The sequence below is a fragment of the Paracoccus sp. Arc7-R13 genome (genome assembly GCF_004010775.1).
Classification (GTDB): domain Bacteria; phylum Pseudomonadota; class Alphaproteobacteria; order Rhodobacterales; family Rhodobacteraceae; genus Paracoccus; species Paracoccus marcusii.
This window is the reverse complement of the sequence record NZ_CP034810.1, coordinates 2,446,351-2,470,381: the sequence shown is the minus strand read 5'-3', so window position 1 is coordinate 2,470,381 and position 24,031 is coordinate 2,446,351. Positions and strand designations below refer to the sequence as shown.

Below are 24,031 nucleotides of genomic sequence, written 5' to 3'. Positions count from 1 at the left end.
GATCATGGAATTGTGGATCCTGTTCGGCAGCTTCGTCACGCTGCTGATGATCGGCACGCCGGTGGCCTTCTGCCTGGGCGTGGCCAGTTTTCTGACCGTCCTCTATATGGGGCTGCCGCCGGTGGTGGTGTTCCAGCGCCTGAACAGCGGCATCTCGGTCTTTGCGCTGATCGCCATCCCGTTCTTCATCTTCGCGGGCGACCTGATGGTGCGGGGCGACATCGCCCGGCGCCTGGTGGCGCTGGCCGGTGCGATGGTCGGGCACATGCGCGGCGGGCTGGGCCAGGTCAACATCATGGCCTCGCTGATGTTCGGCGGCGTGTCCGGGTCGGCCGCGGCCGACGCCAGCGCGGTGGGCGGCCTGATGGTCCCCCAGATGAAGGCGCGCGGTTACGACGTCGATTACGCCGTGAACATCACGGTCGTCAGTTCGATCATCGCGCTGATGATACCGCCCAGCCACAACATGATCATCTACTCCATCGCCGCCGGGGGCCGTCTGTCCATCGCAGACCTCTTCACCGCCGGCATCATTCCAGGTCTGCTGCTGGCGGTATCGCTGATGGTCACCGCCTGGTGGGTCGCGCGCCGGAAGGGCTATCCGACCGAGCCGTTCCCGGGCCTGCGGATGCTGGGCGCGCTGTTCGTGTCCGCCATGCCCGGCCTGATCCTGATCGCGATCATCTTCGGGGGCGTGCGGTCGGGCTGGTTCACGGCGTCCGAATCCTCGAACGTGGCGGTGGTCTATGCGCTGCTGGTGACGGCCCTGGTCTATCGCAGCCTGCCTTGGTCCGAATTTGTCGAGGCGACCAAGGGTGCTGTGCGCACCACCGCCATGGTGCTGCTGGTGATCGGTTGCGCGGCCTGTTTCGGCTGGCTTCTGGCCTATCTGCGCGTGCCGACACAGCTGGTCGAGATCCTGCAAAGCGTGTCCAGCAACCCCATCGTGATCCTGTTGATGATCAACATCGTCCTTCTGATCCTGGGGACGTTCATGGACATGTCGCCGCTGATCGTCATCACCACGCCGATCTTTCTGCCGGTCGCCACCGCCTTCGGCGTCGATCCGGTGCATTTCGGGGTCATCATGATCCTGAACCTGGGGATCGGCCTGTGCACGCCGCCCGTCGGCGCGGTGCTGTTCGTGGGCTGCGCGGTGGGCCGCATCAGCATCTGGCAGGCGATGCGCACGATCTGGCCGTTCTACGGCGCGGCCTTCGCCACGCTGATGCTGGTCACCTATGTCCCGGCGCTGTCGCTGTGGCTGCCCTCCGTGTTCCGCTGGTGAAGGTGTCGCAATGACCGATCCCGTCCGCACCGTCCTGGCCCATGCGCCGGACCTGATGGTCGTCCGCTTCGCCTTTGCGGCGGGCGACCGGGGCGCGCTGCACAGCCATCCGCATGTGCAGTCGACCTATGTCCAGTCGGGCCGCTACCGCTTCACCGTCGACGGCCAGCCGTCCGAGGTCGGGCCCGGCGACGCCTTCATCATTCCCTCGGGCGCCGAACACGGCTGCCTGTGCCTGGAGGAGGGTGTGCTGATCGACAGCTTCACCCCCCGCCGCGACGATTTTCTGTGAAAGGACCCCTATGACGCATGTCGAAACCCGCCACGCGATCCACCCGGACCACGCCCGCGGCATGGACACCGCCCAACTGCGGCAGCATTTCCTGGTCGAGGGTCTGTTCGCCGCCGGTCAGATCCGCCTGACCTATACGCATTACGACCGCTTCGTGGTTGGCGGCGCGGTGCCGGACGGGGCGCCCCTGACCCTGGACGCCATCGACGAGACCCGCACGCCCAGTTTTCTTGACCGCCGCGAGATGGGCATCGTCAATATCGGCGGGCCGGGCCGGGTGGAGGCCGCGGGGCAGGGTTGGGACATGGCCAATGGCGACGTGCTGTATCTGGGCATGGGTGCGGGGGCGGTGACGTTTTCGGGCGGGGGGCGGTTCTACATCACCTCGGCGCCCGCGCATCGTGCGCTGCCGCACCGGCTGATCACCGTCGATCAGGCCAAGAAGGTCGAGATGGGTGCGACCGCGACCTCGAACAAGCGCGTCATCAAGCAGTTCATCCACCCGCTGGTCATGGAAAGCTGCCAACTGGTGCTGGGCTATACCTCGTTGCAGGAAGGGTCGGTCTGGAACACCATTCCCGCCCACGTCCATGACCGCCGGATGGAGGCATACCTCTATCACGGCATGGCGCCGGAATCGCGGGTCCTGCACCTGATGGGCGAACCGCAAGAGACGCGCCACCTGTTCGTGGCCAACGAACAGGCGGTGCTGTCGCCGACCTGGTCGATCCATTCCGGCGCGGGCATTGGCGAATACACCTTCATCTGGGCGATGGCGGGGGACAATGTCGATTACACCGACATGGACTTCATCCAGCCGGAGGACCTGCGGTGACCCCCTTTTCCCTTGAGGGACGCACAGCCCTGGTCACCGGCGCGAATACCGGCATCGGCCAGGCCATCGCCGTGGCCTTGGCGCAGGCCGGGGCGGACGTGATCGCCAGCGGCCGGCGCGACTGCGCCGAGACGGTGGCGATGATGGGCCAGGTGTCTGACAAGGCGGGGCGGTCGCTGACCTTGGATTTCGCCGATCCGATGGTGGCGCGTGACGTGTTCGCGGACCAGCCGATCGACATCCTGGTGAACAATGCGGGCATCATCCGCCGCGACGATGCGGTCGATTTCACCGAGGCCGATTGGGACGCGGTGATGGACGTGAATGCCAAGGCGCTGTTCTTCACCTGCCAGGCCTTCGCGCGCGCCGCCCTGCCACGGGGAAGGGGCAAGATCATCAACATCGCGTCGCTGCTGTCCTTTCAGGGCGGCATCCGGGTGCCGTCCTATACCGCGTCGAAACATGGCGTGGCGGGGCTGACCAAGCTGATGGCCAACGAATGGGCCGGGCGCGGCCTGAACGTCAACGCCATCGCCCCGGGCTATATCGAGACGAACAACACGCAGGCACTGCTCGCCGATCCCGACCGCAGCCGCGCCATCCTGGAGCGCATCCCCGCCGGCCGGTGGGGTCGCCCCGAGGATATCGCCCAGACCGCCGTGTTCCTGGCCGCGCCCGCGTCCGATTACGTCAACGGCGCGATCCTCAACGTCGATGGAGGCTGGCTTGCCCGCTAGGTTGCACCATACCCCGTCCGCCGGACCCGCGGGCATCGTTCATCTGGGCCTGGGCGCGTTCTTTCGCGCGCATGGCGCCATCTATGTCGAACAGGCCATGGCGGCTTTTGGCGGTGACTGGGGGATCATCGGCGTGTCGTTGCAATCGCCCGGCACGCGCGACCGGCTGGCCCCGCAGGGCTGGGCCTATACCGCGCTGCAGCTGGGACCGGAGGGAGAGACCGCGCAGGTCGTCACCGTGCTGCGCGACGTTCTGCTCGCGCCCGAAAACCCCCAGGCCGTGCTGGACGCGATGACCGCACCCGCGGTACGGATCGTCAGCCTGACGGTCACCGAAAAGGGCTATTGCCATGAGCCTTCCACGGGGCGGCTGAACGCCGATCACCCCGACATCCGCCATGATCTGGACAATCCGCTGCCCAGATCGGCGCCGGGTTTTCTTGTCCGGGCCCTGCAGGCGCGTCGCGCGGCGGGCATCCCGCCCTTCACCGTGCTGTGCTGCGACAACCTGCCGGAAAACGGCCATGTCGTGCGTGGCGTCGTGCTGGACCTGGCGCGGCTGATCGACCCCGATCTGGCCGTCTGGATCGAGGCGCAAGGGGCCTTCCCCTCGACCATGGTGGACCGCATCGTTCCGGCGACCACGCCCACTGATCTGGACCGGGTCGAGACCCTGACGGGCCGGCGCGACGAAGCCCCGGTGATGCACGAACCCTTCCGCCAATGGGTGGTCGAGGATCGGTTCTGCAACGGCCGCCCGGATCTGGGCGCGGTCGGTGTGCAGCTGGTCGACGACGTGACGCCGTTCGAGCACATGAAGCTGCGGATGCTGAACGGCACCCATTCCAGCCTAGCTTATCTGGGCTATCTGGCCGGGCACCAGACCATCGCCGACACGATGGCCGACCCGGTGATGGCGCAATTCGTCGACCGTCTGTGGCGGTCCGAGATCATCCCGGCGCTGACGCCGCCGCCGGGCACCGATCTTGCGGCCTATGCCGACGCGCTGGCGGCGCGCTATGCCAATCCGGCGATCCGTCACCGAACCTGGCAGATCGCCATGGACGGCAGCCAGAAGCTGCCGCAGCGCATCCTTGGCACCATCGCCGAAGGCCGCGCCGCCGGGCGGCCCGTACCGGGGCTGACCTTGGCCGTGGCGGCCTGGATGCGCTATGCCTCGGGTCGCGACGAGACGTGCGGGGCGATCGAGGTCAAGGACCCGCTGGCCCTGCAGATGGCCGCGCTGTGGCGCGACGATCCGGCGGCGACGGTCGACGGGTTCCTGGCCCTGTCGCAGGTCTTTCCCGCCGTACTGCGCGACGATGCGGGGTTCCGCGCGGACCTGACCGATGCGCTGACCCGGCTGGTGCGTGATGGCGCGCGGGTCGCCGCAAGTGGCTGAACCGCTGGTCCTGAATCCGTCGGACACCGTCGCCATCCTGACCGCGCGCGGCTTGGCGCCTGCCGGACACAAGATCGCCCGCACGGACATCGCGCGGGGGGCGGCGGTGGTGAAGTACGGGCAGGTCATCGGCTATGCCACCTGCGACATCGCGTCGGGCGATCACGTTCACAGCCACAACCTGGCCTTTGGCGATCACGACCGCGACCAGACCCCCGGCGCCGGGCTTGCGGCCGCGCGGGCGGCTCTTGACCGGCATCGCGGGCGGGAATTGCAGTTTCAGGGCTATCACCGCGACGGCGGACAGGTCGGCACGCGCAACTTCGTGGCGCTGGTGGCGACGGTCAACTGTTCGGCGACGGTCATCCGCCGCGCCGCCGACGAATTGCAGGCCGAGGGCGCGCTGGCCGATTATCCGAACGTGGACGGGGTGGTGGCCTTTGCCCATGGATCGGGCTGCGGGATGGCCGACAGCGGACCGGGCTGGATCGCGCTGCAGCGGGTGCTGACCGGGCATGCCGGGCACCCGAACGTCGGGGCCGCACTGTTCGTGGGTCTGGGCTGCGAGGTGATGCAGATCGCCCGCATGAAGCAGGAGCTGGGACAGGCCGCGCGCTTTCATGGGCTGACGATCCAGGACAACGGCGGCACCCGCGCGACCATCGACGCCATCAAGGCCCGTGTCCGCCAGATGCTGCCGCAGGTCAATGCGGTGACGCGCGCACCCGCCCCGGCATCGGCCCTGCGGATCGGGCTGCAATGCGGCGGGTCGGACGGATTTTCGGGCATCACGGCAAACCCGGCACTTGGGGTGGCCTGCGATATCATGGCCGCGCAGGGCGCATCGGTCGTGCTCTCCGAGACGCCCGAGATCCACGGCGCGGAACGCCTGCTGCTGGACCGCGCCGCCGACCCCGCATTGGCCGACCGGCTGCTGGCCCGCCTGCGCTGGTGGGAGGGGTATGCCGCGATGAACGGTGCCTCGCTGGACAACAATCCCAGCCCCGGCAACAAGGCGGGCGGGCTGACGACGATCCTTGAGAAATCCCTGGGCGCGGTGGCCAAGGCGGGCGCCACGCCGCTGAACGCCGTGCTGGATTATGCCGAACCCATCACCGCGCCGGGCCTGAACTTCATGGACACGCCGGGTTACGACCCGGTCTCGGCCACGGGTCAGATCGCCGGGGGTGCGCAGCTGATCGTGTTCACCACCGGGCGCGGATCAGCCTTCGGGTCGAAACCCGCGCCCACCCTCAAGCTGGCGACGAACGATGCCCTGTTCGCCGCAATGCGCGACGACATGGACCTGAACTGCGGCGACGTGCTGTCCGGTGTCAGCCTTGACGACAAGGGCCGCCAGATCGTCGATCTGATCCTGCGCACCGCCTCGGGCCAGGTCACCCGAAGCGAGGCCCTGGGCCTGGGCGATCACGAGTTTCTGCCCTGGCAGATCGGCGCGGTGCTGTAGTCAGCGCCGCGCGTCCTCGACCGCCTGCCGGATCAACGCGCCCGGATGGCGGATCACCTGTCGCCCAAGCGCGTGCCCGGCCCGGATGGCACCGGCGCAATCGGCCCCCGTCAGCCGTGCCGCCAGATAGCCCGCATTGAAGCTGTCGCCCGCGGCGGTGCTGTCGACCGGGCTCTCGACGCTGAGATCGTCGATGTGGCCCGCACCATCGCGCCCACCGAACCGGATCGGCCCACCGCCATTCTTGACCACCACCTGGCCCGCGCCCAGGGCCAGATAGCGGTCCAGCGTCGCCTGCGGATCGGCATCGCCGAACAGCGCGGCCTCGTCGTCGAAGCTGGGCAGGACCAGATCCGCGCGGCCGGCGGCGTCCTGCGTGACCGCACGCATGGTGTCCGCGTCGGCCCAAAGGCGCGGCCGCAGGTTGGTGTCGAAGACGACCGTGGTGCCGGCCTGCCGCGCCCGGTCCAGCGCCTGCATCAGGCCGATGCGTCCCTGCGGGGGCAGGATCGCCAGCGTGATCCCCGACAGATAGGCCATTGCGCAGCCCTGAAGGGCGGCGTGCAGCAGGGTCGGGTCGTCGGCCAGCCGCCGCGCCGCGGACGTGTCGCGCCAGTAGGAGAAGCTGCGTTCCCCGTTCGTCAGGCTGATCGCATAGAGGCCGATCTCGGCATCGGGCTGACGGCTGACATGGGCGGTGCCCAGCCCTTCGGCCCGCAGGAACTCGACCATCCGGGTCGAAAAGTCGCCCGTGCCGACCCGCGTCAGATAGTCGACCTGCCAGGCGTCGTCCAACAGGCGGCGCAGATACCAGGCCGTGTTCAGCGTGTCGCCGGCAAAGCCCATCCGCCACAGGTCCGGATCGGGGGCGCGTGACATCTCGACCATGGCCTCGCCGATGGACAGGATGCGGATAGGGTCGGCTTGCGGCATGCTTCGGGACCTTTCAGTCGGTGAAATAGTCGGGATGCGCCGCGGCCATCTGCGGCAGTTCGGTCAGCATCTGGCGCAGATGCGTGCGGATGGCATCTTCGGCGCCATCGGCGTCGCCGGCCTGCAGCGCGGTCAGGACGGCACGGTGCTGGGCGATGGTCTGGCTGCGGTCGAAGACGCGCATCGACAGGTGCCGCAGGCGGTTCATCTGGGCCTTGAGCCGTTCCAGATCCTGCCAGACGGCGCCCTGATCCGCCGCCAGGGCCATGGCCCGGTGGAACCGGTCGTCCGATTCGATGAACCCCGGCACGTCGCCTTCGACATCGCACCTTTCCTGCACGGTCAGTTCGGCGGCCATCGCGGTCAGGTCGGGGCGGGTGGCGGCCACATGGCGGGCCAGGTCGCTTTCCACCGCCTCGCGGATGAAGCGCGCCGACAGCACCGCCCGCATCGAGATGCGCCCGATATAGGTGCCCCGTTGGGGCAGCACTTCGGCCAACCCATCGGCGGCAAGCCGGATGAAGGCCTCGCGCACGGGTTGGCGCGACAGGTTGACCTGGGCCGCGATCTCGGTCTCCGACAGGCGCGTGCCCGGCAGCAGGTCGCCGCGCAGGACGCAGCGGTACAACCAGTCATGGACCTGCTGGGCGGTCGTGGCAGCGCGGATCGGAATCATGTCAGGCCCTTTTCGGCAAATTTATACCATACTTCCATACCAGTAAAGAGCATCGGTCGGTCGATAGCATTTTAGAAAGGATTCGCTGCCAGAATGGCGCAGCGGACGTCAAGATGACGCGACACCGCAACCCCGACCAACCCTGTCGACGGCAGTTTCATGAAGATCGCAGCCCTTTCCCTTTTGCTTGCGCTGGCGGGTCCGGCGCTGGCCGACGATCCGTTGCTGACCGTCGTCGGTCTGGACGGCACGCAGACCTATGATCAGGCGGCGCTTCAGGCGTTTGGGCCGGTTAGCTTTGCCACCTCGACCATCTGGACGGAGGGGCAGCCGACCTTCACCGGGGTCCCGCTGCAGACGATCCTGACCGATGCAGGCATCGATCAGGGCACGGTCTCGGCCGTGGCGATCAACGATTACGCGGTACAGATTCCCGTGGACGAGGTGACGGCGGATTATCCCATCGTCGCGTTCCAGCAGGACGGGCAGGCGATGTCCGTGCGCGACAAGGGGCCGCTCTGGGTCATCTATCCCTATGACTCCGATCCTGCGCTGCAGTCCGAAGTGACCTATGCCCGCAGCATCTGGCAGCTGGTCCGGATCGAGGCCGTGAGGTGATCAACGCGGTGGGCACCGACCTGCATCCCCCGCGCATCGCGCGGGCGGTCAGGATGATGCCCGCCTTCTTCGGTTGCGTGATCCTGGCCCTGGGGCTGGTCGTCTGGCTGCTGCAGGTCGATGCGCGCCGTCAGATCGACGAGATGGGGACCGCCGCCACGGACAACACCCAATGGTTCCTGGCCCAGTCCGAGGTCGAGGTTCTGGCCCTGCAGCGTGCCGCGCTGCTGCTGGCCGCGCCCGGTGCCGGCGCGGATCAGGCGCAAGATCTGCGGCAGCGGTTCGACATCTTCTATTCGCGCATCCAGACGCTGCAGCAGGGGCGGACCTATGACCACCTGCGCGCGGAACCCGGCATCTCGACCGCGCTGATGGCGATCCAGTCCGGGCTGGACGCCGCCGTGCCGGTGATCGACGGCGATGACGCGGGACTGATCGCGGGTCTGCCCCGGATCATGCCCATCGTCGACGCGGCCGTGCCCTTGGTCAGGCAGGTGTCGCTGGAGGGGGTGCGGCTGTTCGCCGAGAAATCCGCGCTGCGCCGCGAAGGCGTGGCCCGCGCATTGACGACCCTGTCGCTGCTGGTCGTTCCGTTGTTCATGGTGCTGGCGGGCAGCGTCGTGGTCCTGGCCGCGATGGTGCGCAGCGCGGGCGAACGAAACCGCCGCATCGCCGCGGTCAGCAATCGCCTGAATTCGCTGTTCGAGGCGTCGATCGACGCAATCCTGGTGGCGCGCCCCGATGGGCGGATCCTGGGTTTCAACGCCGCAGCACAGCGCATCTACGGATATGACCGGGCCGAGGCCGTGGGCGCGGACGTCGTCGACCTGCTGACCCCGCACGACCGGCGTGCCAAGGTGCGCGAGGTTCTGGCCCGGGTCCGTGACGGCACCACCCGCCCGCGCGCCGGCGGGCCCGATATCATGCAGACCGCCGCCCGGCACAAGTCGGGCCGGATCATCCCCGTCGAACTGTCCATGTCGGTCGCCCGAGGAGAGGACGGACCGCTGGTGGTCGCCTTCGTGCGCGACGTGTCCCGACGCGCGGCCGAGGAGGCCGAACTGATCGAGGCCCGTGACCGCGCCGTCGCGGGCGAACAGGCCAAGACGCGCATGATCGCCGTGATGAGCCATGAGATGCGGACCCCCCTGAACGGCATTCTGGGCTTGCTGGACCTGCTGAGCCTGACCGAACTGGACGACCGCCAGCGCCAGTACGTCGCCGCGATGGAGCATTCCGGCCGCATGCTGCTGGGCCATGTCAACGATGTGCTGGACACCTCGCGAGCGCGCAGCGGTCAGTTGGTTCTGGCCCGGAACCCGGTCGACCTGCGCAGCTTGGTCGATTCGGCGATCCTGGGTCTGCAGACGCAGGCACAGGCGGCGGGCAACCAATTGATGGCGGTATATTCCGGCGACGATATGGCGCCGGTCCTGGGCGATGCGGCGCGGCTGGAACAGATCGTCGTGAACCTGGTCGGCAACGCCATCAAGTTCACCGAGAACGGACATATCACCGTGCTGGTCGATACGTCGGGGCCACCGGGACACGTCACGTTGCGCGTGACCGATACGGGTATTGGCATCCCCGCAGGCGATCTGGACAGGATCTTCGATGCGTTCGTCACGTTGGGTTCGACCTTCGACCGCAAGGTAGAGGGGACGGGACTTGGTCTCAGCATCGTCAAGGGCCTGGTCGATGCCATGGGCGGAAAGATCACGGTCTCAAGCCAGCCGGGCAGGGGGACCGCGTTCCGGATCATGCTGCCTCTGGAGCCTGCGCCCGTTGCGCCCGACACGGTGCCCCAGCAGGCGGTGGCCAGTCCGGACTGTCCCGGCCTCAGCATTCTGATGGTCGAGGACAATGCCATCAACCGTCTGGTCGCCCGCGAGATGCTGCGCCGCCAAGGATGCGAGGTGACCGAGGCCGAGGATGGCCTTGCCGGCGTCGCCGCCGCCCAACAGCGCCGGTTCGACCTGATCCTGATGGATATCAGCATGCCCCGCATGAACGGCATCGACGCGGCCCGGCGCATTCGCGCGGGTGACGGCCCCAACCGCGACTGCCCCATCGTGGCCCTGACGGCCCATGCCATGCCAGCGGATCTGGCAAGCTTTCGTCAGGCCGGGATGGACCGGTCGCTGGTCAAGCCGCTCAGCCGGGCGGCGCTCAATGCGCTGTTGCAGGCGGTGCGTCCCGCGGGTCCGTTGCCGCAGGCGTGATCGGCCGCGTGCCCCTGCATCTGTTGCAGAATCTCCGGGGTGGGCCGTCAACCTTGCGGCGGGGGCTTGGGGGAAGGCACGCGCGGGGCTATTGTCGCTGAAAAGGCCAATACAAGCACGAGGCAGCAGCATGTCCACGAATCGTCCCTTCGGCGACCGAAGAACCTTCCTTCAGGGTCTTGCGGCGACGGGCGTCCTGATCCCCGCCATGGCCTATGGCCAGGAAAACCCGGGACCGCAGCGCAACCAGTCGTCGTTCCGCGCGCGGCATTGGCAGGATTTCTATCCGTCCTTGGGCAAGGGGGTTCTGCTGGCCGACGTGACCTCGCGCGCGGTGCATTTCTGGTCGGGTGACGAAAGCGTGCATTTCGTCTTTCCCTGCGCGATCCCGATGACAGACGAACTGACCCGCCGCGGCCAGACCGAGATCGTGCGCAAGGTCGCCAACCCGCCCTGGACGCCCACGCCCAGCATGCGCGTCAAGGATCCGACCCTGCCGCAGCGGGTCGAGGGGGGCGCGCCCGAAAACCCGTTGGGCAAGTTCGGCCTGTACCTGGGCTGGCCGGCCTATCTGGTCCACGGCACCCATGACACGCGCAAGATCGGGCGGCGGTCGTCGTCGGGCTGCTATGGCCTGTATAACGAGCATGTCGAAAAGCTGTATGCGGTCGCAGAGATCGGCACACAGGTGACGGTGTTCTGATCGCCAGGGCGGGGCGCATGGCGCCCTGCCTTTCAACCGTGGTGGATCGCGATGGTCTTGGTGCGGGTGAAGCCGTACAGCGCCTCGAACCCCTTTTCGCGACCATGCCCCGACTTGCCGATGCCGCCGAAGGGCAGCTCGACCCCGCCCCCCGCGCCATAGTTGTTGATGAAGACCTGGCCGCAGTTCAGCCGGCCCGCCAGGCGCAGCTGTCGCGCCCCGTCGCGGGTCCAGATGCCGGCGACCAGTCCGTAATCGGTGCCATTGGCAATGCGAAGGGCCTCCGCCTCGTCGGCAAAGGGCATCATGACCTGCACCGGACCAAAGATCTCCTGCTGCGCTAAGGTGTGATCGGGGGGTACGTCCGCAAACAGCGTGGGTCGCACGAAATGGCCGCCGGCCGCCGCGTCAGGATGCAGGCGCCCCTGAGCCGCCAAGGTCAGTTCGCGGGTGCCAAGATCGATGAAATCCTGCACCAGTCGCCTCTGGCGCGCCGACACCAGCGGACCCAGGTCGTGGCTGTCGGGCGCCGGTCCGGCCACAAGCCCGTTGAAGATGTCGGACATGCGGCGACGCACCTCGTCGTAGACACCGGCCTGCACCAGGACGCGCGACGCGGCCGAACAGGTCTGCCCGGCATTCTGCATGCAGGCCCCGACCAGAACCGGGATCGCCCGGTCCAGGTCAGCATCGTCAAAGACGATCTGGGGCGACTTGCCCCCCAGTTCCAGCGTTACGGGCACGGCGTTGGCCGCCGCCGCGCGCTGAATGCCGGCTCCGGTCCCGACCGAGCCGGTGAAGGACAGATGATGCACGCCCGGATGTGCGGACAGTGCCGCGCCCACCTCGGCCCCCAGGCCGGTCACGACGTTCAACGCGCCGGGAGGCAGGCCCGCCTGATGGGCGATCTGCGCAAAGACCAGGGCCGAGAGCGACGCATCCTCGGCCGGCTTCAGCACCACGGCATTGCCCGCGGCAAGCGCCGCCGCGACGGCCCGGCCCAGGATCTGCATGGGATAGTTCCATGGGATGATGATCCCGCAGACGCCATGCGGCTCGCGCAGGGTATAGGCGGTATAGCCCTGCTGATAGGGAATCGTGCTGCCCATCAGCTTGTCCGCCGCACCGCCGTAGAACTCCAGATAGCGGGCCAGGGCCACCGAATCGCGGCGCGACTGGTCCAGCGGCTTGCCCACGTCCAGCGTCTCGATCATCGCAAGATCCTCGGCCCGGTCCAGGACCAGGGCGGACATCCGCGTCAGGATGCGCCCGCGGTCGGTGGCGGTCAGCGCCCCCCAGGGGCCGTCCAAGGCGGCGCGGGCGGCGGCGACGGCGGCGTCGACATCGGCCGGGGTGCCGCGACCGATCACCCCGATGGCATCGCCGGTCGACGGATCCTCGACCGGCAGGGCGCCGCCTTGGGGGCGGGTCCAGTGGCCATCCACGAAGATCAGGCTGGTGTCGATGCGGGTCAGATCGTCGATGATCATGCTGCAGTCCTGTGGTCGGTGGAAAAATTGCGTCCGGTCACCTTGTGGCCCGGACGGCCAGCGCCCAAGCTGGCCCCCCGGCAGGACAGGAGGAGACGATGGACAAGATGACGGTCGGCATGGTGGGCGTGGGTCTGATGGGCCACGGCATCGCGCGAAACATTGCGGCCAAGGGGTGGCCGCTGCTGTTTCTGGATCATCCCGGCAACCAGCCGGTCGGTGACCTGACGGCGCTTGGTGCGCGCCGCGTCGACAGGCTGGAGGCCTTGGCGGAATGCCGCGCGGTCATCCTGTGCCTGTCCGGCACCCCCCAGGTCGAGGATGTGCTGCTGGGCGCGGGCGGTCTGCTGGCCGCGATCCGTCCGGGCACCGTGATCGTCGACTGTTCGACCGCGATCCCGGCATCGACCCTGCGCCTGGCGGGGCTGACGCGCGAGGCGGGCGGGGAATTCATGGACGCGGCCATGACCCGCACCCCGAAGGAGGCTGAGGAAGGCCGCCTGAACCTGCTGGTGGGCGCGGACGGTGATCTGTTCAACCGCATGCGCCCCCTGCTGGGCACGTTCGCCGAGAACATCTTTCACGCGGGCGACGTCGGCGCGGGCCATACGCTGAAGCTGCTGCACAACTTCGTCTCGATCGGCTGTGCGACCCTGATCAGCGAGGCCGCGGCCTGTGCGCGGCAGGCGGGCATCCGTGACGCGACCTTTGTCGACGTGCTGTCCAAGGGCGGCGGGCACGGTGCCGCGCTGGACCGGATCGCGCCCTTCCTGCTGTCGGGGGACACGTCGGGAATGCGCTTTTCGGTCGGGAATGCGGCCAAGGACCTGTCCTATTACCGGCAGCTGTCGCGGGACGTGGGCGCCGCGCATGACGCGGCAGATGGCGTCGGAGCAGCCCTGGACGGGCTGGCCCAAGGCGGTTTCGCCGACAGCTATCTGTCGGAAGCCGCGGCCCTGTTTTCCCCGCAGGACAAGCCCTCGCACGACTAGCCCGTGACCACGGGCCAGGGGCGTGCGGGCGGGGCGATCCGTTCCCACGCCCGCGCGGCGCGCAGTACGCCCAGGTCGTCGAACCGGTGGCCCGCGATCTGCAACCCGATGGGCACGCCGTTCCGGTCATGGCCGCAGGGCACGCTGATCGCCGGTTGTTCGCCGATGTTGAAGGGGGCGGTAAAGCCGATATGCTGCATCGCGCGGGTCACGTCGTTGTCGGCGGGATAGGCCCAATCCGCCGGAAAGCTGACATTCGGAGAGATGGGCGACAGGATCAGGTCCAGATCAGCCATGGCCTGCGTGGTGCGACGACGGATCTCGACCGTGGCGCCATAGCTGCGCCAGACGTCCTCTCCGGACCGGCCCAGACCCGATTCTGCCCATTCCCGCACCAGCGGCAGGATCCGGGCCCGCTGTTCGGGCGATAGCGCCAGCACGTCCAGCCCGGCCCGCGTGCGCCAAAAATCATCCAGGCCCTGCAGCAGGTCGGGAGTCATCCACGGATCGATGGGCCGGATGATGGCACCAGCCTGTTCGAACAGGGCCGTCGCGGCGGTCACGGCGTCGCTGACCTGCGGGTCGACCGCCATGCCGCAGCCAGCGTCCATCAGCAGGCCGACGCGCAGCCCTTTCAGGTCGCGGTCCAGGTCCATCCAGTCGATCGTGGCGGGTGGCAGGGACATGTGGTCGCGCCCGTCGGGCTGGGACAGCACCGCCATGGCCATCGCGGCATCGGTGACGGTCCGCGTCATCGGTCCCGCCGCGCGCCCCATGAAGGGCGGGTCGATCGGCACGCGCCCCAAGCTGGGCTTCAGCCCCACCAGCCCGCACCATGCGGCGGGCAGCCGAATCGATCCGCCGATATCGGTCCCCAAGTGGATCGGCCCATAGCCCGCAGCCCCTGCCGCTCCCGCACCCGCGCTGGAACCGCCGGGGTTCATGGCGGTGTTCCACGGGTTGCGCGCCAGCCGGTGAAAGCTGGACAGGCCCGAGGACAGCATCCCGAAATCGGGCATGGTCGTGCGGCCCAGAAAGACTGCCCCCGCCTCGCGCATGCGGGCGGCGGGGGGAGCGTCCTCGGCGCGCGGCGTCATGTCGCTGACCGCGGTGCCCAGGGGCATGGGCACGCCGCGGGTGGCGATATTCTCCTTGATGGTGATGGGCACGCCGTCCAGCGACACGCCGTTTACCGTCAGCGGATCGCCCCGCCGCCAGCGGTCCTCGGACGCGCGGGCGGCCTCCAGCGCCTGGTCGTGATCGACGGTCCACATCGCGTTCAGCACCGGCTCGCTGGCGTCGATGCGCTCCAGGACGGCGCGGGTCACCTCCACCGGGGACAGGCTGCGGTCGGCAAAGCCCGCGGTCATCGCGGCGGCGGTCAGGTCGGCAAATGCGGTCATGGGGTCCTCAGATGATCCGGGTCAGCAGGCCCGCGGCCAGGCGCGCACGCTCGGGCAGGCTGTCGATCTCGATATGTTCGTCCAGCGTATGCAGGCCGCGGCCGCGCACGCCGATGCTGTCCAGCGTCGGCACGCCCATCGCGCCGGTGAAGTTGCCGTCCGACCCGCCGCCCGACCGGTCCGAGGACAGCTCGAACCCGATCTGCGCCGACAGGTCGCGCGCGAGGTCATACAGCGCCATTGTGCCCGGCTGCGGCTCCCAGACCGGGCGGGTGACGCCGCGGGTGACGGTGAATTCCACCCCGTCCCGTTCGCCCTGCAGCGCCAGCATGGCCGCAACGCCGCGGTCCAGGTCGGCTTGCGTCTTGGCCATGGACAGGACCTCGGCCCGGCATTCCGAGGCCACGCAGTTCACCCATTGCCCGGCATGGATCACGCCCACGGAAAAGGTGCAGTCCTCGGTGGTCATCGCCTCGATCTCCAGGATGCGGCGAGCCATGGCGGTGATAGCCGACCGCCCGTCCTTCAGCGCCCAGCCCGCATGGCTGGGCCGGCCATGGGTCAGCAGGTCGAACCGCGCGATGGCGTATCGCCCGATCACCGCGCCCCCGTCGGGCAGCGCGGGTTCGGGCAGCAGCACGGCGCGCTGGCCGCGGGCGGCATCCTCGATCAGGCCGCGGGTGGCGGGGGTGCCGACCTCCTCGTCGGGGGTGAACAGGAACGTGACCGGCAAGGGCGTGCTCAGCCCGGCCCGCGCGATCTGGCGCATTGCCTCCAGAAAGACGTAATTGCCGCCCTTCATGTCCATGATGCCTGGCCCCCAGGCCTTGCCGTCCTGGACGCGGAAGGGCAGCTTCTCGAGCGTTCCCAGGGGATGGACCGTGTCCATGTGCCCCGACACCAGGATGCCCGGCTTGCCCTGATCGGCATGCGGAAAGGTCGCGCGGATCGAGGTGCCGAAGCCCTTGGTGCCCGGCACCGTCTCGACCGTGGCGCCGATCGCGGACAAATCGCGCGCGGCCAGGTCCATCATCCGGCTAACGGCGGCCGCGTCCCAGGTCGGGCTTTCGCATTCGATCCAGGGGCGCAGGCCCGTCAGCATCTCCTCCGCGTCGAAGGGCAGATCCAACGCGCTCATGCCGCCACCGGCAGGCGGCGTTCGATCAGCCGCGCATAGATCGACGCGCCGACGGGCAGGATGCTTTCATCCAGCACGAAGCCCGGATTGTGCAGCGGTACAGTGCCCGCATGGCCCACGTTGCCATAGGCGCCGGGGACCTGCTGCAGCATGTCGGCGAAATCCTCAGACCCGGTGAAGGGCTGGGAATCGTCGCGCACATTGTCTGCGCCCAGCACGTCGGCGGCGGCTTGGGTCCAGGCGTCCGACAGGTCGGCATCGTTCACCAGCACGTCGAAGATCTCGCGGAACTCGCAGGTGATCCGCAGATCGAAGGCCTGTGCGGCACCCTCGCAGATGGCGCGCATCCGCGCCTGCATCAGGTCGCGGACCTCGGGGCGGAAAAAGCGGATCGTGCCGGCCAGGGTCGCGGTTTCGGGCACCACGTTGTAGGCGCTGCCCGCATGGATCTGGGTGACCGACAGAACCGCCTGATCCAGCGGCGCGACGTTGCGGCCCAGGATCGTCTGGAACTGCCCGACCAGCCCAGATGCCGCGACCAGCGCGTCGCGCGACTGCTGCGGCATGGCGGCATGGCTGCCCTTGCCCGTTACGGTGATGTCGAAGAAGGACGCCCCCGCCATGGCCGGCCCCTTGCACAGCGTCGCGCGGCCCGGCTGGCCGGTCGGCTGGTTGTGCATGCCATAGACCTCGTCGACCGGGAACCGCTGGAACAGCCCGTCCGCGATCATGGCGCGGGCGCCGCCCAGACCCTCCTCGGCGGGCTGGAAGATCAGGACCGCGGTGCCGTCGAAATTGCGCGTCCGCGCCAGATACTGCGCGGCCCCCAACAGCATCGTCGTGTGCCCGTCATGGCCGCAGGCATGCATCTTGCCGGCCTGGGTCGAGGCATGGGGCAGCCCCGTCGCCTCGTGGATCGGCAGAGCGTCCATGTCGGCGCGCAGGCCGATGCGGCGGTTGCCCTGACCCCGACCATGCAGGATGCCCACGACGCCGGTCCTGCCCACGCCCTCGTGGACCTCGTCCACGCCCCATTCGCGCAGCTTGGCCGCGACGACCGCGCTGGTGCGGACCTCCTCCATGCCGATCTCCGGGTGCGCGTGCAGGTCGCGGAAGATCTCGGTCAGTTCCGGGACGGCGGCGTCGATCTCAGGCAGGTTCGGCATGTCTCACCTCTGGCATGGCACGGAAGTTCTGGAAGTCCCATGACCGGCCGGGGGCGGCCTCGATCAGGGCGCGTGTATAGGGATGGGCGGGCGCGGCCAGCACCTCGCCCGCGGGGCCGTGTTCCACGACGGCGCCGCGCTGCATGACGATCACCTCGTCGCAGATCTGGGCGGCGACGCGCAGATCGTGGGTGATGAAGACGATGGCGATGCCCAGGTCGCGCTGCAGCTGGTCCAGAAGGTCCAGCACCTGCGCCTGCACCGACACGTCCAGCGCCGACACGGCCTCGTCCGCGACCAGCACGTCAGGGCGCATCATCACCGCGCGGGCGATCGCGATTCGCTGCCGCTGCCCGCCCGAGAACTGGTGCGGATAGCGGGCCAGCGCGTCGGCGGGCAGGCCCACGACGCCCATCAGGCGCGCGGCCTCGGCCATCGCGTCCGTACGGCTGGTGCCATAGTTCAATGGCCCCTCGATCAGGCTCTCGCCGATGGTCCAGCGGGGGTTCAGCGACCGCATCGGGTCCTGGAACACCACCTGCAGCTTCTGGCGGTGCGGGCGCAACGCGCCGCGCGAAAGGTTCGCGATGTCGGCATCGTCCAGCAGGATGCGCCCCGAACTGGGGTCGATCAGCCGCATGATGCAGCGCGCGACGGTGGACTTGCCGGACCCGCTCTCGCCGACGATCCCCAGGGTGCGACCGCGCGACAGGGCGAAGGTCACGTCCTTGGCGGCATGCGCTTGCGGAAGCTTCCGCAGGATGCCGCCGCCGCCATAGATCTTGTTCAGCCGCTCGACCCGCAGGACGGCATCCGCCGCCTGGGGCCGGGCCTCGCGGGGCGACAGGCTGGGCACGGCCTTCAGCAGCTTGCGGGTATAGTCCGCCTGCGGGCTGCGCAGCAGCGTCTCGACCGCGCCATGTTCGACGATCTCTCCCTGCTTCATAACATAGACGGTGTCGGCAATTTCCGCGACGACGCCCATGTCATGGGTGATGAACAGCACCGCCGTGCCATGGTCGCGCTGCAATTCGTCGATAAGCGCCAGGATCTGCTTTTGCGTGGTCACGTCCAGCGCGGTCGTGGGTTCGTCCGCGATCAGCAGGACGGGTTCCAGCACCAGGGCCATCGCGATCATGATCCGCTGGCGCTGGCCGCCCGACAGCTGATGCGGATAGCTGCGGAAGATGCGCTCGACATCGGGCAGATGGACCTGCTCCATGATTGCCACGGCGCGACGGCGGCGTTCCGCGGCGGGCAGGTCGGTGTGCAGCTCCATGACCTCCATGATCTGGTCGCCCACGCGCAGGACCGGGTTCAGTGCGGTCATGGGCTCCTGGAAGATCATCGCGACGCGGGCCGCGCGCAGGTCGCGCATCTGCGCCTGTGTCAGGGGCAACAGGTCGCGCCCCTGCAACTGGATCGTGCCCCCCGCGACGCGCAGCGCGTCGGGCAGCAGCCCCATGATCGCCAGCGAGGTGACGGATTTCCCCGACCCGGATTCGCCCACCAGGCAGACGGTCTCGCCCGCGCGGATGGTCACGTCGATGCCCTTCAGGACCGCGGGGTTTCCCGGCGTCTCGGGCAGGGTCACGGTCAGCTCGCGGGCCTCAAGCACCACGTCGGCCGCGTCGAAGTTGCGTGTCTTGAACTGCATCAGCCTGCCCTTTTCTTCAGCCGCGGGTCCAGCATGTCGCGTGCCGCGTCGCCCAGAAGGTTGATCGACAGGATGCACAGCGACAGCGCGATGCCGGGATAGAGGATCAGTTCCGGCTTGATGCGGAAGAACAGCCGACCCTCGGCCATGATGTTGCCCCAGGTAGGGGTCTCGGTGCTGACGCCTGCGCCCAGGAAGGACAGGATCGCCTCGGTCAGGATGGCGCTGGCCAGGATGTAGGTGCCCTGCACGATCAGGGGCGCGGTGGTGTTCGGCACCAGGTGGCGTACCAGGATCTTGCGCATCGGTGTGCCAAGCGCGATCGCGGCCTCGACATAGGGCTCCTCGCGCGCGGAGAGGACCACGGCGCGGACCAGGCGCACGACGCGGGGGATCTCTGGGATGGTGATCGCGGCGATGACCGATCCGACCGACGGCCCGTTCAGCGCCACCAGCGCGATGGCCAGCAGGATCGAGGGGATCGCCATCAGCGCATCCATCGCCCGCATGATGATAGCGTCCGCCGTGCGGAAGAACCCTGCGATCATGCCGATGATCAGGCCCAGCAGGACCGACACCACCGCCGTGGCGATGCCGATGATCAGCGACAGCTGTCCCCCGATCAGCACGCGGCTGAAGATGTCGCGGCCGAAATTGTCGGTGCCAAGGGGGTGGCCCTCGATCGGGCCCTGCAGGCGGGCCATGGGGTTCATCGCCAGCGGGTCATGCGGCGCGATCCAGCCCGCCAGCAGCGTCAGGACGACGATGACGGCCAGCACCAGCGCCGCGATCTTGCTGCCTGCGCCCAGATGCGGCAGGCGCAGCGCGCGCAGGACCGGCTGCATCGCCGAGGTCGGTTGCGGTACCTGTGCCATCAGTAACGGATCCTTGGGTCAAAGAGGCTGTAGCTGAGGTCGATCAGCAGGTTCACCAGCACATAGAGGAAGCTGGTCAGCAGGATCATCGCCTGGATGACCGGATAGTCGCGCGCCAGGATCGCATCGACCGTCAGGCGGCCGACGCCGGGGATGTTGAAGACGGTCTCGGTCACCACCACCCCGCCGATCAGCAGGGCAAAGCCGGTGCCGATCACGGTCAGGATCGGCACGGCCGCGTTCTTCAGCGCGTGGCGGAACAGGACGGTGCGTTCCGGGGCCCCCTTGGCGCGGGCGGTGCGGATATAGTCCTCGCCCAGCACCTCCAGCATGTTGGCCCGCGTCATGCGCGCGATCAGCGCGACATAGATGGTCGACAGCGTCAGCGCGGGCAGGAAGGCATTCGACAGAAACCCGCCCAGGCCCGACGACAGGGGCGTGTATCCCTGCACCGGGAACCAGCCCAGCTGCAGCGAGAAGACCAGGATGAACAGGTATCCGATCACGAATACCGGTACCGAAAACCCCAGGACCGAGAAGGTCATCACCGCGTAATCGACCATGCTGCGATGCTTCCACGCGGCCAGCACGCCCATCGGCACGGCGATCGCGACCGACATCACGATGGTCAGCACCGCGATGGACAGGGTCGGCGCGATGCGGTCGGCGACCATCGTGGCCACCGGCGTGTTCGAGATCAGCGACACGCCAAGATCGCCCCGCAGCAGCTGTCCGACCCAGGTCACGAACTGGATGTGCAGCGGGTCGTTCAGGCCCATCGCCTCGCGGATGCGCTCCAGCTGGGCGGGGGTCGCCATGTCGCCCGCGATGATCGCGGCCGGGTCGCCCGGCGTCAGGCGCAGCAGCAGGAAGACGAAGACGGCGACCAGCAGCATCACCGGAATGACGGCCAGAATGCGCCGCAGGATGTACCCCAGCATCAGGTTTCTCCGATCAGGTGGGTGGGGGGCGGCGGAACCGCCCCCTGCTTTCGATCACTCGGACTTCTGCAGGCCCCAGAAGACCGGCACGGGCGAGTTGATCATCTCGGTGATCGTGGTGCGGCGGGCCTGCGGCAGGGTGTACTGACCGAGGGGGATCAGCAGGCCGTTCTCCAGGGCATGGGCCTGGATCTTCTCGGCGACCGCGGCCTGGGCTGCGGCGTCGGGGGCGTCGATGAACTCCTCCTTGAGACCCTCGATGGTCTCGTCGGTGGGCCAGCCGAACCAGGCATCGTCGCCGCGTCCGTTCAGCATCGGGTTCGAGATCGGGTTCGAGATCTCCGGCACCATCCAGTTGGTAATGAACACGTTCCAGCCCCCCTCGGCCGGGGCCGCCTGGCTGGCGCGGCGGGTGACCAGCGTCTGCCAGTCCATCGGCTGCAGCTCGACCTGGAACCCGGCCTCGCGCAGCATCTGCGATACGACGACGGGCTGAGTGGCCAGCGCCACCATGTCGGTGGGCGCCATCAATACGACCGGCGTGCCGTCATAGCCCGCCTGTTCCAGCAGCGCCCGCGCCTCCTCGGCGCCGCCGCCCTGGGTCAGGGTTTCGGTGCCGGTCGCGTTCTCCAGTGGCGTGCCGCAGCCCAGGATGGCGCCGCAGACCGAATAATATTCGGGGTTGCCGACCATCGCGGCCAGGACCGGTTCCTGGGTGATCGCCTTGATGGCCGCCTGGCGGACTTGGACGTTGTCGAAGGGCGGGTGCAGGAAGTTCATCCGCGTCATCGTCTGCATGCCGGTCGGCTCGCGCGTTTCGACGACGATGTTCGGATCACCCTCCAGCAGCGGGATCAGGTCGACCTGCATCGCCTCGATATAGTCGATCTCTCCGCCCGACAGCGCGTTCACGGCGGTCTGGACGTCGGGCATGTTGACCCATTCGACGCGGTCGACATTGACGACCTTGCCGCCGGCCATCCAGTCGGCGGGTTCGTCGCGCGGCACGTATTCGTCGAACTTCTCGTAGACGACCATCAGCCCCGGCTGGAACTCCGCCTCGACAAAGCGGAACGGCCCCGAGCCTACGTATTCAGTGATCGCCTCGTCGGCCGAGGTCTCGGCCACGCGGGCGGGCATGATGAAGGGGGGCAGGGCCGACTGCTTGGACAGCACGTCCAGCATCGGCACGAAGGGTTCGGTCAGCGTCCAGGTGATCGTCTTGTCGTCGGTCGCCTCAAGGCTGGCGGTGCGGTCCATGATGACCTGTCCGCCCGCGTCCTTCTGCCCCCACCGCTGCAGCGAGGCCACGGCATCGGCCGCCGTCACCGGCGCGCCGTCATGGAAGGTCAGCCCGTCGCGCAGCGTGAAGGTATAGGTCAACTGATCGTCCGAGATGGTCCAGTCGGCCATCTGCGGCTGCGGCTGGAATTCGGAATCCTGCGCGATCAGCACGTCGTAGATCATGTAGGCGTGGTTGCGCGTAATGTGGGCGGTGGTGATCACGGGGTCCAGCACGCGCAGGCCGGAATGCATCACGGCCTTGACGGTGGTCTCGGCCCAGGCCGCGCCTGTCAGCATGGTCGAGGCCAGAAGCGTGGCAGTCAATTTCTTGAGCATGGTGTCCTCTCTGTTGAACGGGTCCGCGGGGTGATCTTGGCGTCAGCCTTGCGCGGGGGGTGTGAAGGGTGCGCCGCCCGGCTCCAGCCGGATGCCGGGGGCAAGGTTGCGAAAGGGCAGGCTGGCCGGGCTGACGGGCATGGGCCCGGGCGCGGCGCAGGTCAGGATCGCCGCCGCGATGGGGGCGAAATCGGCACGGAAATGGTTCGAGCTTTTCACGACCAGGACGGCCTGCTCCTCGGGGACGATCCCCAGGAAGCGGAACATCTGCCGATCGGCCATCTGCGCCTTTTCCGACGCGACGGCGACCCGCACGCCCCCGATGCTGAGGCAGGCGGACGGCCCAAGCGCCAGATGCGCGCCGCCATAGAACGGGCCCGTGGCATGGCAGGCCCCGTCGGACAGCGCGTCCACGGTGAATTGGCCCTGAAATGGCGCATCGCCCGGAATGCCGGACCGACCGCCTAGGGCCAGATCGATGGTCGCGCCCACCCCCGCGGCATGGGCCGCCGCCGCCGCCTCCGGATCGATGATCAGGCCGATGGCCGCGTCCCGGGCATCGGCCTCGACCAGGGCGCGCAGCATGCCGGTCGTGTCGGAATTGCCGCCTGCGCCGGGATTGTCCTGCGTGTCGACCAGGATCACCGGCCGATCGTTGACGCGGCGCATCGCCTCTGCCACCCCGCCCGCGGGGCTAAGGCATTCGCCGCGGAACGCGGGTTCGGCCTCGCGCAGGGCCTGTGCCAGGCCGTCGGCCATCGCATCGGCATGTGCCTGCGTCTGGGCATAGGCGATGACCGAGGGGCGGCAGTCGGCGAAATCGGCCGCGGGAAACCCCATGAACAGCGACGCACAGCCCTGACCGTCGCAGGCGGCAACCCGGTCATAAAGCCCGGCTGCGGGCTGCGCATCGGTCGCCTGCCACGCGATCGGGATCAGAAAATCCAGTTGCCGGAACGCCTTGGCGTTGGGCGCGCCGCCCATCAGGCGGTCCAGTTGCTGCGCCGCACGATGCCCGGTCAGGGCCATGTCGACATGCGGATAGGTGCGAAACCCCACCATCAGGTCGGCATTGTCCACCATCCGCGCCGTGATGTTGCCGTGCAGGTCCAGCGCCGCGACGACAGGCGTGTCCGGCCCGACTGCCTGGCGGACCCGCTCCAACAGCAGGCCTTCGCCGTCCGGCGCCCCATCGGCCACCATCGCGCCATGCAGGTCCAGAAAGACCCCGTCCAGCGGCCCCGCATCGCGCAGGCCCTGGACGATCTCCTCGGTCAGGGCGGCGTAGCAATCGGCGGTCACCGGGGCCGATGGCACCGCGCCGGCCCAGACGACAGGCACCATCTGCCAGCCCTGCTTTTCGCCATGCGCGATGACGCCGGCGATCGGCAGGTTCACGTCCCGCGCCCGATCGATGATCTGCGCCCCGCGGCACAGAGGCAGATAGCCGCCGCCCTGTTCAAAGGCCGCCATGTCGGCGGGGCTTGGGGCAAAGGAATTGCTCTCATGAACGAAGCCCGCAAGGGCGATCCGCAAAGGACGGGCAGGAATCGTTTGGGTCAGCAATGTATTGCC

The 24,031-nt window shown here is 68.3% G+C and carries 21 protein-coding genes; 10 read left to right on the top strand and 11 right to left on the bottom strand.

All coding sequences use genetic code 11. The features are described from left to right. Positions 1-4 precede the first annotated feature (4 nt). From EOJ32_RS12305 to EOJ32_RS12280, 6 genes are read left to right on the top strand one after another with little or no spacing between them, the layout of a single operon-like run. Positions 5-1,288, top strand: coding sequence for a TRAP transporter large permease (locus EOJ32_RS12305; protein WP_127898747.1), 1,284 nt, complete (start codon positions 5-7; stop codon positions 1,286-1,288). A gap of 10 nt (positions 1,289-1,298) precedes the next feature. Then, positions 1,299-1,580, top strand: a complete 282-nt coding sequence (locus EOJ32_RS12300) for a cupin domain-containing protein (protein WP_127898746.1) — start codon at positions 1,299-1,301, stop codon at positions 1,578-1,580. Between the two features lie 10 nt (positions 1,581-1,590). Continuing rightward, complete coding sequence (kduI, locus tag EOJ32_RS12295; RefSeq protein WP_127898745.1) at positions 1,591-2,415, top strand: 5-dehydro-4-deoxy-D-glucuronate isomerase; 825 nt, start codon at positions 1,591-1,593, stop codon at positions 2,413-2,415. After that, entirely contained in the window at positions 2,412-3,152 is a 741-nt protein-coding gene (kduD, locus tag EOJ32_RS12290; protein WP_127898744.1) for a 2-dehydro-3-deoxy-D-gluconate 5-dehydrogenase KduD, read from the top strand. The genes kduI and kduD overlap by 4 nt, the downstream gene beginning before the upstream one ends. Further along, a complete protein-coding gene (locus tag EOJ32_RS12285; RefSeq protein ID WP_127898743.1) occupies positions 3,130-4,554 on the top strand; it encodes a mannitol dehydrogenase family protein in 1,425 nt (474 codons plus the stop codon). The genes kduD and EOJ32_RS12285 overlap by 23 nt, the downstream gene beginning before the upstream one ends. After that, positions 4,547-6,022 carry a UxaA family hydrolase gene (locus EOJ32_RS12280; protein ID WP_205963148.1) on the top strand — a complete coding sequence of 492 codons (1,476 nt, stop codon included), beginning with the start codon at positions 4,547-4,549 and terminating at the stop codon, positions 6,020-6,022. The genes EOJ32_RS12285 and EOJ32_RS12280 overlap by 8 nt, the downstream gene beginning before the upstream one ends. Here EOJ32_RS12280 and EOJ32_RS12275 read toward each other — a convergent pair whose 3' ends face one another. Together EOJ32_RS12275 and EOJ32_RS12270 are read right to left on the bottom strand one after the other, a co-directional pair. Beyond that, a complete protein-coding gene (locus EOJ32_RS12275) occupies positions 6,023-6,955 on the bottom strand; it encodes a sugar kinase (protein WP_127898741.1) in 933 nt (310 codons plus the stop codon). A 13-nt stretch (positions 6,956-6,968) separates the two neighbouring features. After that, positions 6,969-7,631 carry a GntR family transcriptional regulator gene (locus EOJ32_RS12270; RefSeq protein ID WP_045998957.1) on the bottom strand — a complete coding sequence of 221 codons (663 nt, stop codon included), beginning with the start codon at positions 7,629-7,631 and terminating at the stop codon, positions 6,969-6,971. Positions 7,632-7,790: 159 nt separating this feature from the next. On the opposite strand from EOJ32_RS12270, the gene EOJ32_RS12265 reads away from it, so the two are divergent. The 3 genes from EOJ32_RS12265 (at position 7,791) to EOJ32_RS12255 (ending at position 11,174) form a co-directional block, all read left to right on the top strand. After that, complete coding sequence (locus EOJ32_RS12265) at positions 7,791-8,249, top strand: molybdopterin-dependent oxidoreductase (protein WP_127898740.1); 459 nt, start codon at positions 7,791-7,793, stop codon at positions 8,247-8,249. Continuing rightward, the gene (locus EOJ32_RS12260; RefSeq protein WP_127898739.1) at positions 8,246-10,471 is read left to right on the top strand and encodes an ATP-binding protein; all 2,226 of its coding nucleotides are present in this window, start codon (positions 8,246-8,248) and stop codon (positions 10,469-10,471) included. The genes EOJ32_RS12265 and EOJ32_RS12260 overlap by 4 nt, the downstream gene beginning before the upstream one ends. A 130-nt stretch (positions 10,472-10,601) precedes the next feature. Then, positions 10,602-11,174, top strand: coding sequence for a L,D-transpeptidase (locus EOJ32_RS12255; RefSeq protein ID WP_045981684.1), 573 nt, complete (start codon positions 10,602-10,604; stop codon positions 11,172-11,174). Between the two features lie 32 nt (positions 11,175-11,206). On the opposite strand, the gene EOJ32_RS12250 is transcribed toward EOJ32_RS12255, so the two are convergent. Then, the gene (locus tag EOJ32_RS12250; RefSeq protein WP_127898738.1) at positions 11,207-12,664 is read right to left on the bottom strand and encodes an aldehyde dehydrogenase family protein; all 1,458 of its coding nucleotides are present in this window, start codon (positions 12,662-12,664) and stop codon (positions 11,207-11,209) included. Positions 12,665-12,762: 98 nt separating this feature from the next. On the opposite strand from EOJ32_RS12250, the gene EOJ32_RS12245 reads away from it, so the two are divergent. Next, positions 12,763-13,656: an NAD(P)-dependent oxidoreductase gene (locus EOJ32_RS12245; protein WP_127898737.1), complete on the top strand. Its 894-nt coding sequence runs from the start codon at positions 12,763-12,765 to the stop codon at positions 13,654-13,656. Here EOJ32_RS12245 and EOJ32_RS12240 read toward each other — a convergent pair. The 8 genes from EOJ32_RS12240 to EOJ32_RS12205 are packed head-to-tail and all read right to left on the bottom strand — an operon-like array spanning position 13,653 to position 24,022. Then, positions 13,653-15,059, bottom strand: a complete 1,407-nt coding sequence (locus EOJ32_RS12240) for an amidase (RefSeq protein WP_127898736.1) — start codon at positions 15,057-15,059, stop codon at positions 13,653-13,655. The two genes, EOJ32_RS12245 and EOJ32_RS12240, sit on opposite strands and share 4 nt — an antisense overlap. A gap of 7 nt (positions 15,060-15,066) precedes the next feature. After that, positions 15,067-16,197, bottom strand: a complete 1,131-nt coding sequence (locus tag EOJ32_RS12235; RefSeq protein ID WP_127898735.1) for a M20/M25/M40 family metallo-hydrolase — start codon at positions 16,195-16,197, stop codon at positions 15,067-15,069. Further along, positions 16,194-17,363, bottom strand: coding sequence for a M20 aminoacylase family protein (locus tag EOJ32_RS12230; RefSeq protein ID WP_127898734.1), 1,170 nt, complete (start codon positions 17,361-17,363; stop codon positions 16,194-16,196). The genes EOJ32_RS12235 and EOJ32_RS12230 overlap by 4 nt, the downstream gene beginning before the upstream one ends. Then, the gene (locus EOJ32_RS12225; protein WP_127898733.1) at positions 17,347-19,020 is read right to left on the bottom strand and encodes an ABC transporter ATP-binding protein; all 1,674 of its coding nucleotides are present in this window, start codon (positions 19,018-19,020) and stop codon (positions 17,347-17,349) included. Before EOJ32_RS12225 ends, EOJ32_RS12230 begins: the two co-directional genes overlap by 17 nt. Next, entirely contained in the window at positions 19,020-19,895 is an 876-nt protein-coding gene (locus EOJ32_RS12220; protein WP_045998965.1) for an ABC transporter permease, read from the bottom strand. Before EOJ32_RS12220 ends, EOJ32_RS12225 begins: the two co-directional genes overlap by 1 nt. Beyond that, on the bottom strand, positions 19,895-20,836 hold the full coding sequence (locus EOJ32_RS12215; protein ID WP_127898732.1) for an ABC transporter permease: 942 nt from the start codon (positions 20,834-20,836) through the stop codon (positions 19,895-19,897). Before EOJ32_RS12215 ends, EOJ32_RS12220 begins: the two co-directional genes overlap by 1 nt. Before the next feature lie 54 nt (positions 20,837-20,890). Continuing rightward, positions 20,891-22,456, bottom strand: a complete 1,566-nt coding sequence (locus EOJ32_RS12210; RefSeq protein ID WP_127898731.1) for an ABC transporter substrate-binding protein — start codon at positions 22,454-22,456, stop codon at positions 20,891-20,893. A gap of 42 nt (positions 22,457-22,498) precedes the next feature. Continuing rightward, entirely contained in the window at positions 22,499-24,022 is a 1,524-nt protein-coding gene (locus tag EOJ32_RS12205; RefSeq protein WP_240542428.1) for a M81 family metallopeptidase, read from the bottom strand. Positions 24,023-24,031: the final 9 nt, after the last annotated feature.

Coding starts and splice junctions, on each gene's coding strand:
- EOJ32_RS12265 (WP_127898740.1), top strand. CDS start 7,791: ATGAAGATCGCAGCCCTTTCCCTTTTGCTTGCGCTGGCGGGTCCGGCG.
- EOJ32_RS12225 (WP_127898733.1), bottom strand. CDS start 19,020: ATGCAGTTCAAGACACGCAACTTCGACGCGGCCGACGTGGTGCTTGAG.
- EOJ32_RS12230 (WP_127898734.1), bottom strand. CDS start 17,363: ATGCCGAACCTGCCTGAGATCGACGCCGCCGTCCCGGAACTGACCGAG.
- EOJ32_RS12270 (WP_045998957.1), bottom strand. CDS start 7,631: ATGATTCCGATCCGCGCTGCCACGACCGCCCAGCAGGTCCATGACTGG.
- EOJ32_RS12305 (WP_127898747.1), top strand. CDS start 5: ATGGAATTGTGGATCCTGTTCGGCAGCTTCGTCACGCTGCTGATGATC.
- kduI (WP_127898745.1), top strand. CDS start 1,591: ATGACGCATGTCGAAACCCGCCACGCGATCCACCCGGACCACGCCCGC.
- EOJ32_RS12235 (WP_127898735.1), bottom strand. CDS start 16,197: ATGAGCGCGTTGGATCTGCCCTTCGACGCGGAGGAGATGCTGACGGGC.
- EOJ32_RS12285 (WP_127898743.1), top strand. CDS start 3,130: ATGGAGGCTGGCTTGCCCGCTAGGTTGCACCATACCCCGTCCGCCGGA.
- EOJ32_RS12300 (WP_127898746.1), top strand. CDS start 1,299: ATGACCGATCCCGTCCGCACCGTCCTGGCCCATGCGCCGGACCTGATG.
- EOJ32_RS12240 (WP_127898736.1), bottom strand. CDS start 15,059: ATGACCGCATTTGCCGACCTGACCGCCGCCGCGATGACCGCGGGCTTT.
- EOJ32_RS12245 (WP_127898737.1), top strand. CDS start 12,763: ATGGACAAGATGACGGTCGGCATGGTGGGCGTGGGTCTGATGGGCCAC.
- EOJ32_RS12275 (WP_127898741.1), bottom strand. CDS start 6,955: ATGCCGCAAGCCGACCCTATCCGCATCCTGTCCATCGGCGAGGCCATG.
- EOJ32_RS12220 (WP_045998965.1), bottom strand. CDS start 19,895: ATGGCACAGGTACCGCAACCGACCTCGGCGATGCAGCCGGTCCTGCGC.
- EOJ32_RS12255 (WP_045981684.1), top strand. CDS start 10,602: ATGTCCACGAATCGTCCCTTCGGCGACCGAAGAACCTTCCTTCAGGGT.
- EOJ32_RS12210 (WP_127898731.1), bottom strand. CDS start 22,456: ATGCTCAAGAAATTGACTGCCACGCTTCTGGCCTCGACCATGCTGACA.
- EOJ32_RS12250 (WP_127898738.1), bottom strand. CDS start 12,664: ATGATCATCGACGATCTGACCCGCATCGACACCAGCCTGATCTTCGTG.
- EOJ32_RS12215 (WP_127898732.1), bottom strand. CDS start 20,836: ATGCTGGGGTACATCCTGCGGCGCATTCTGGCCGTCATTCCGGTGATG.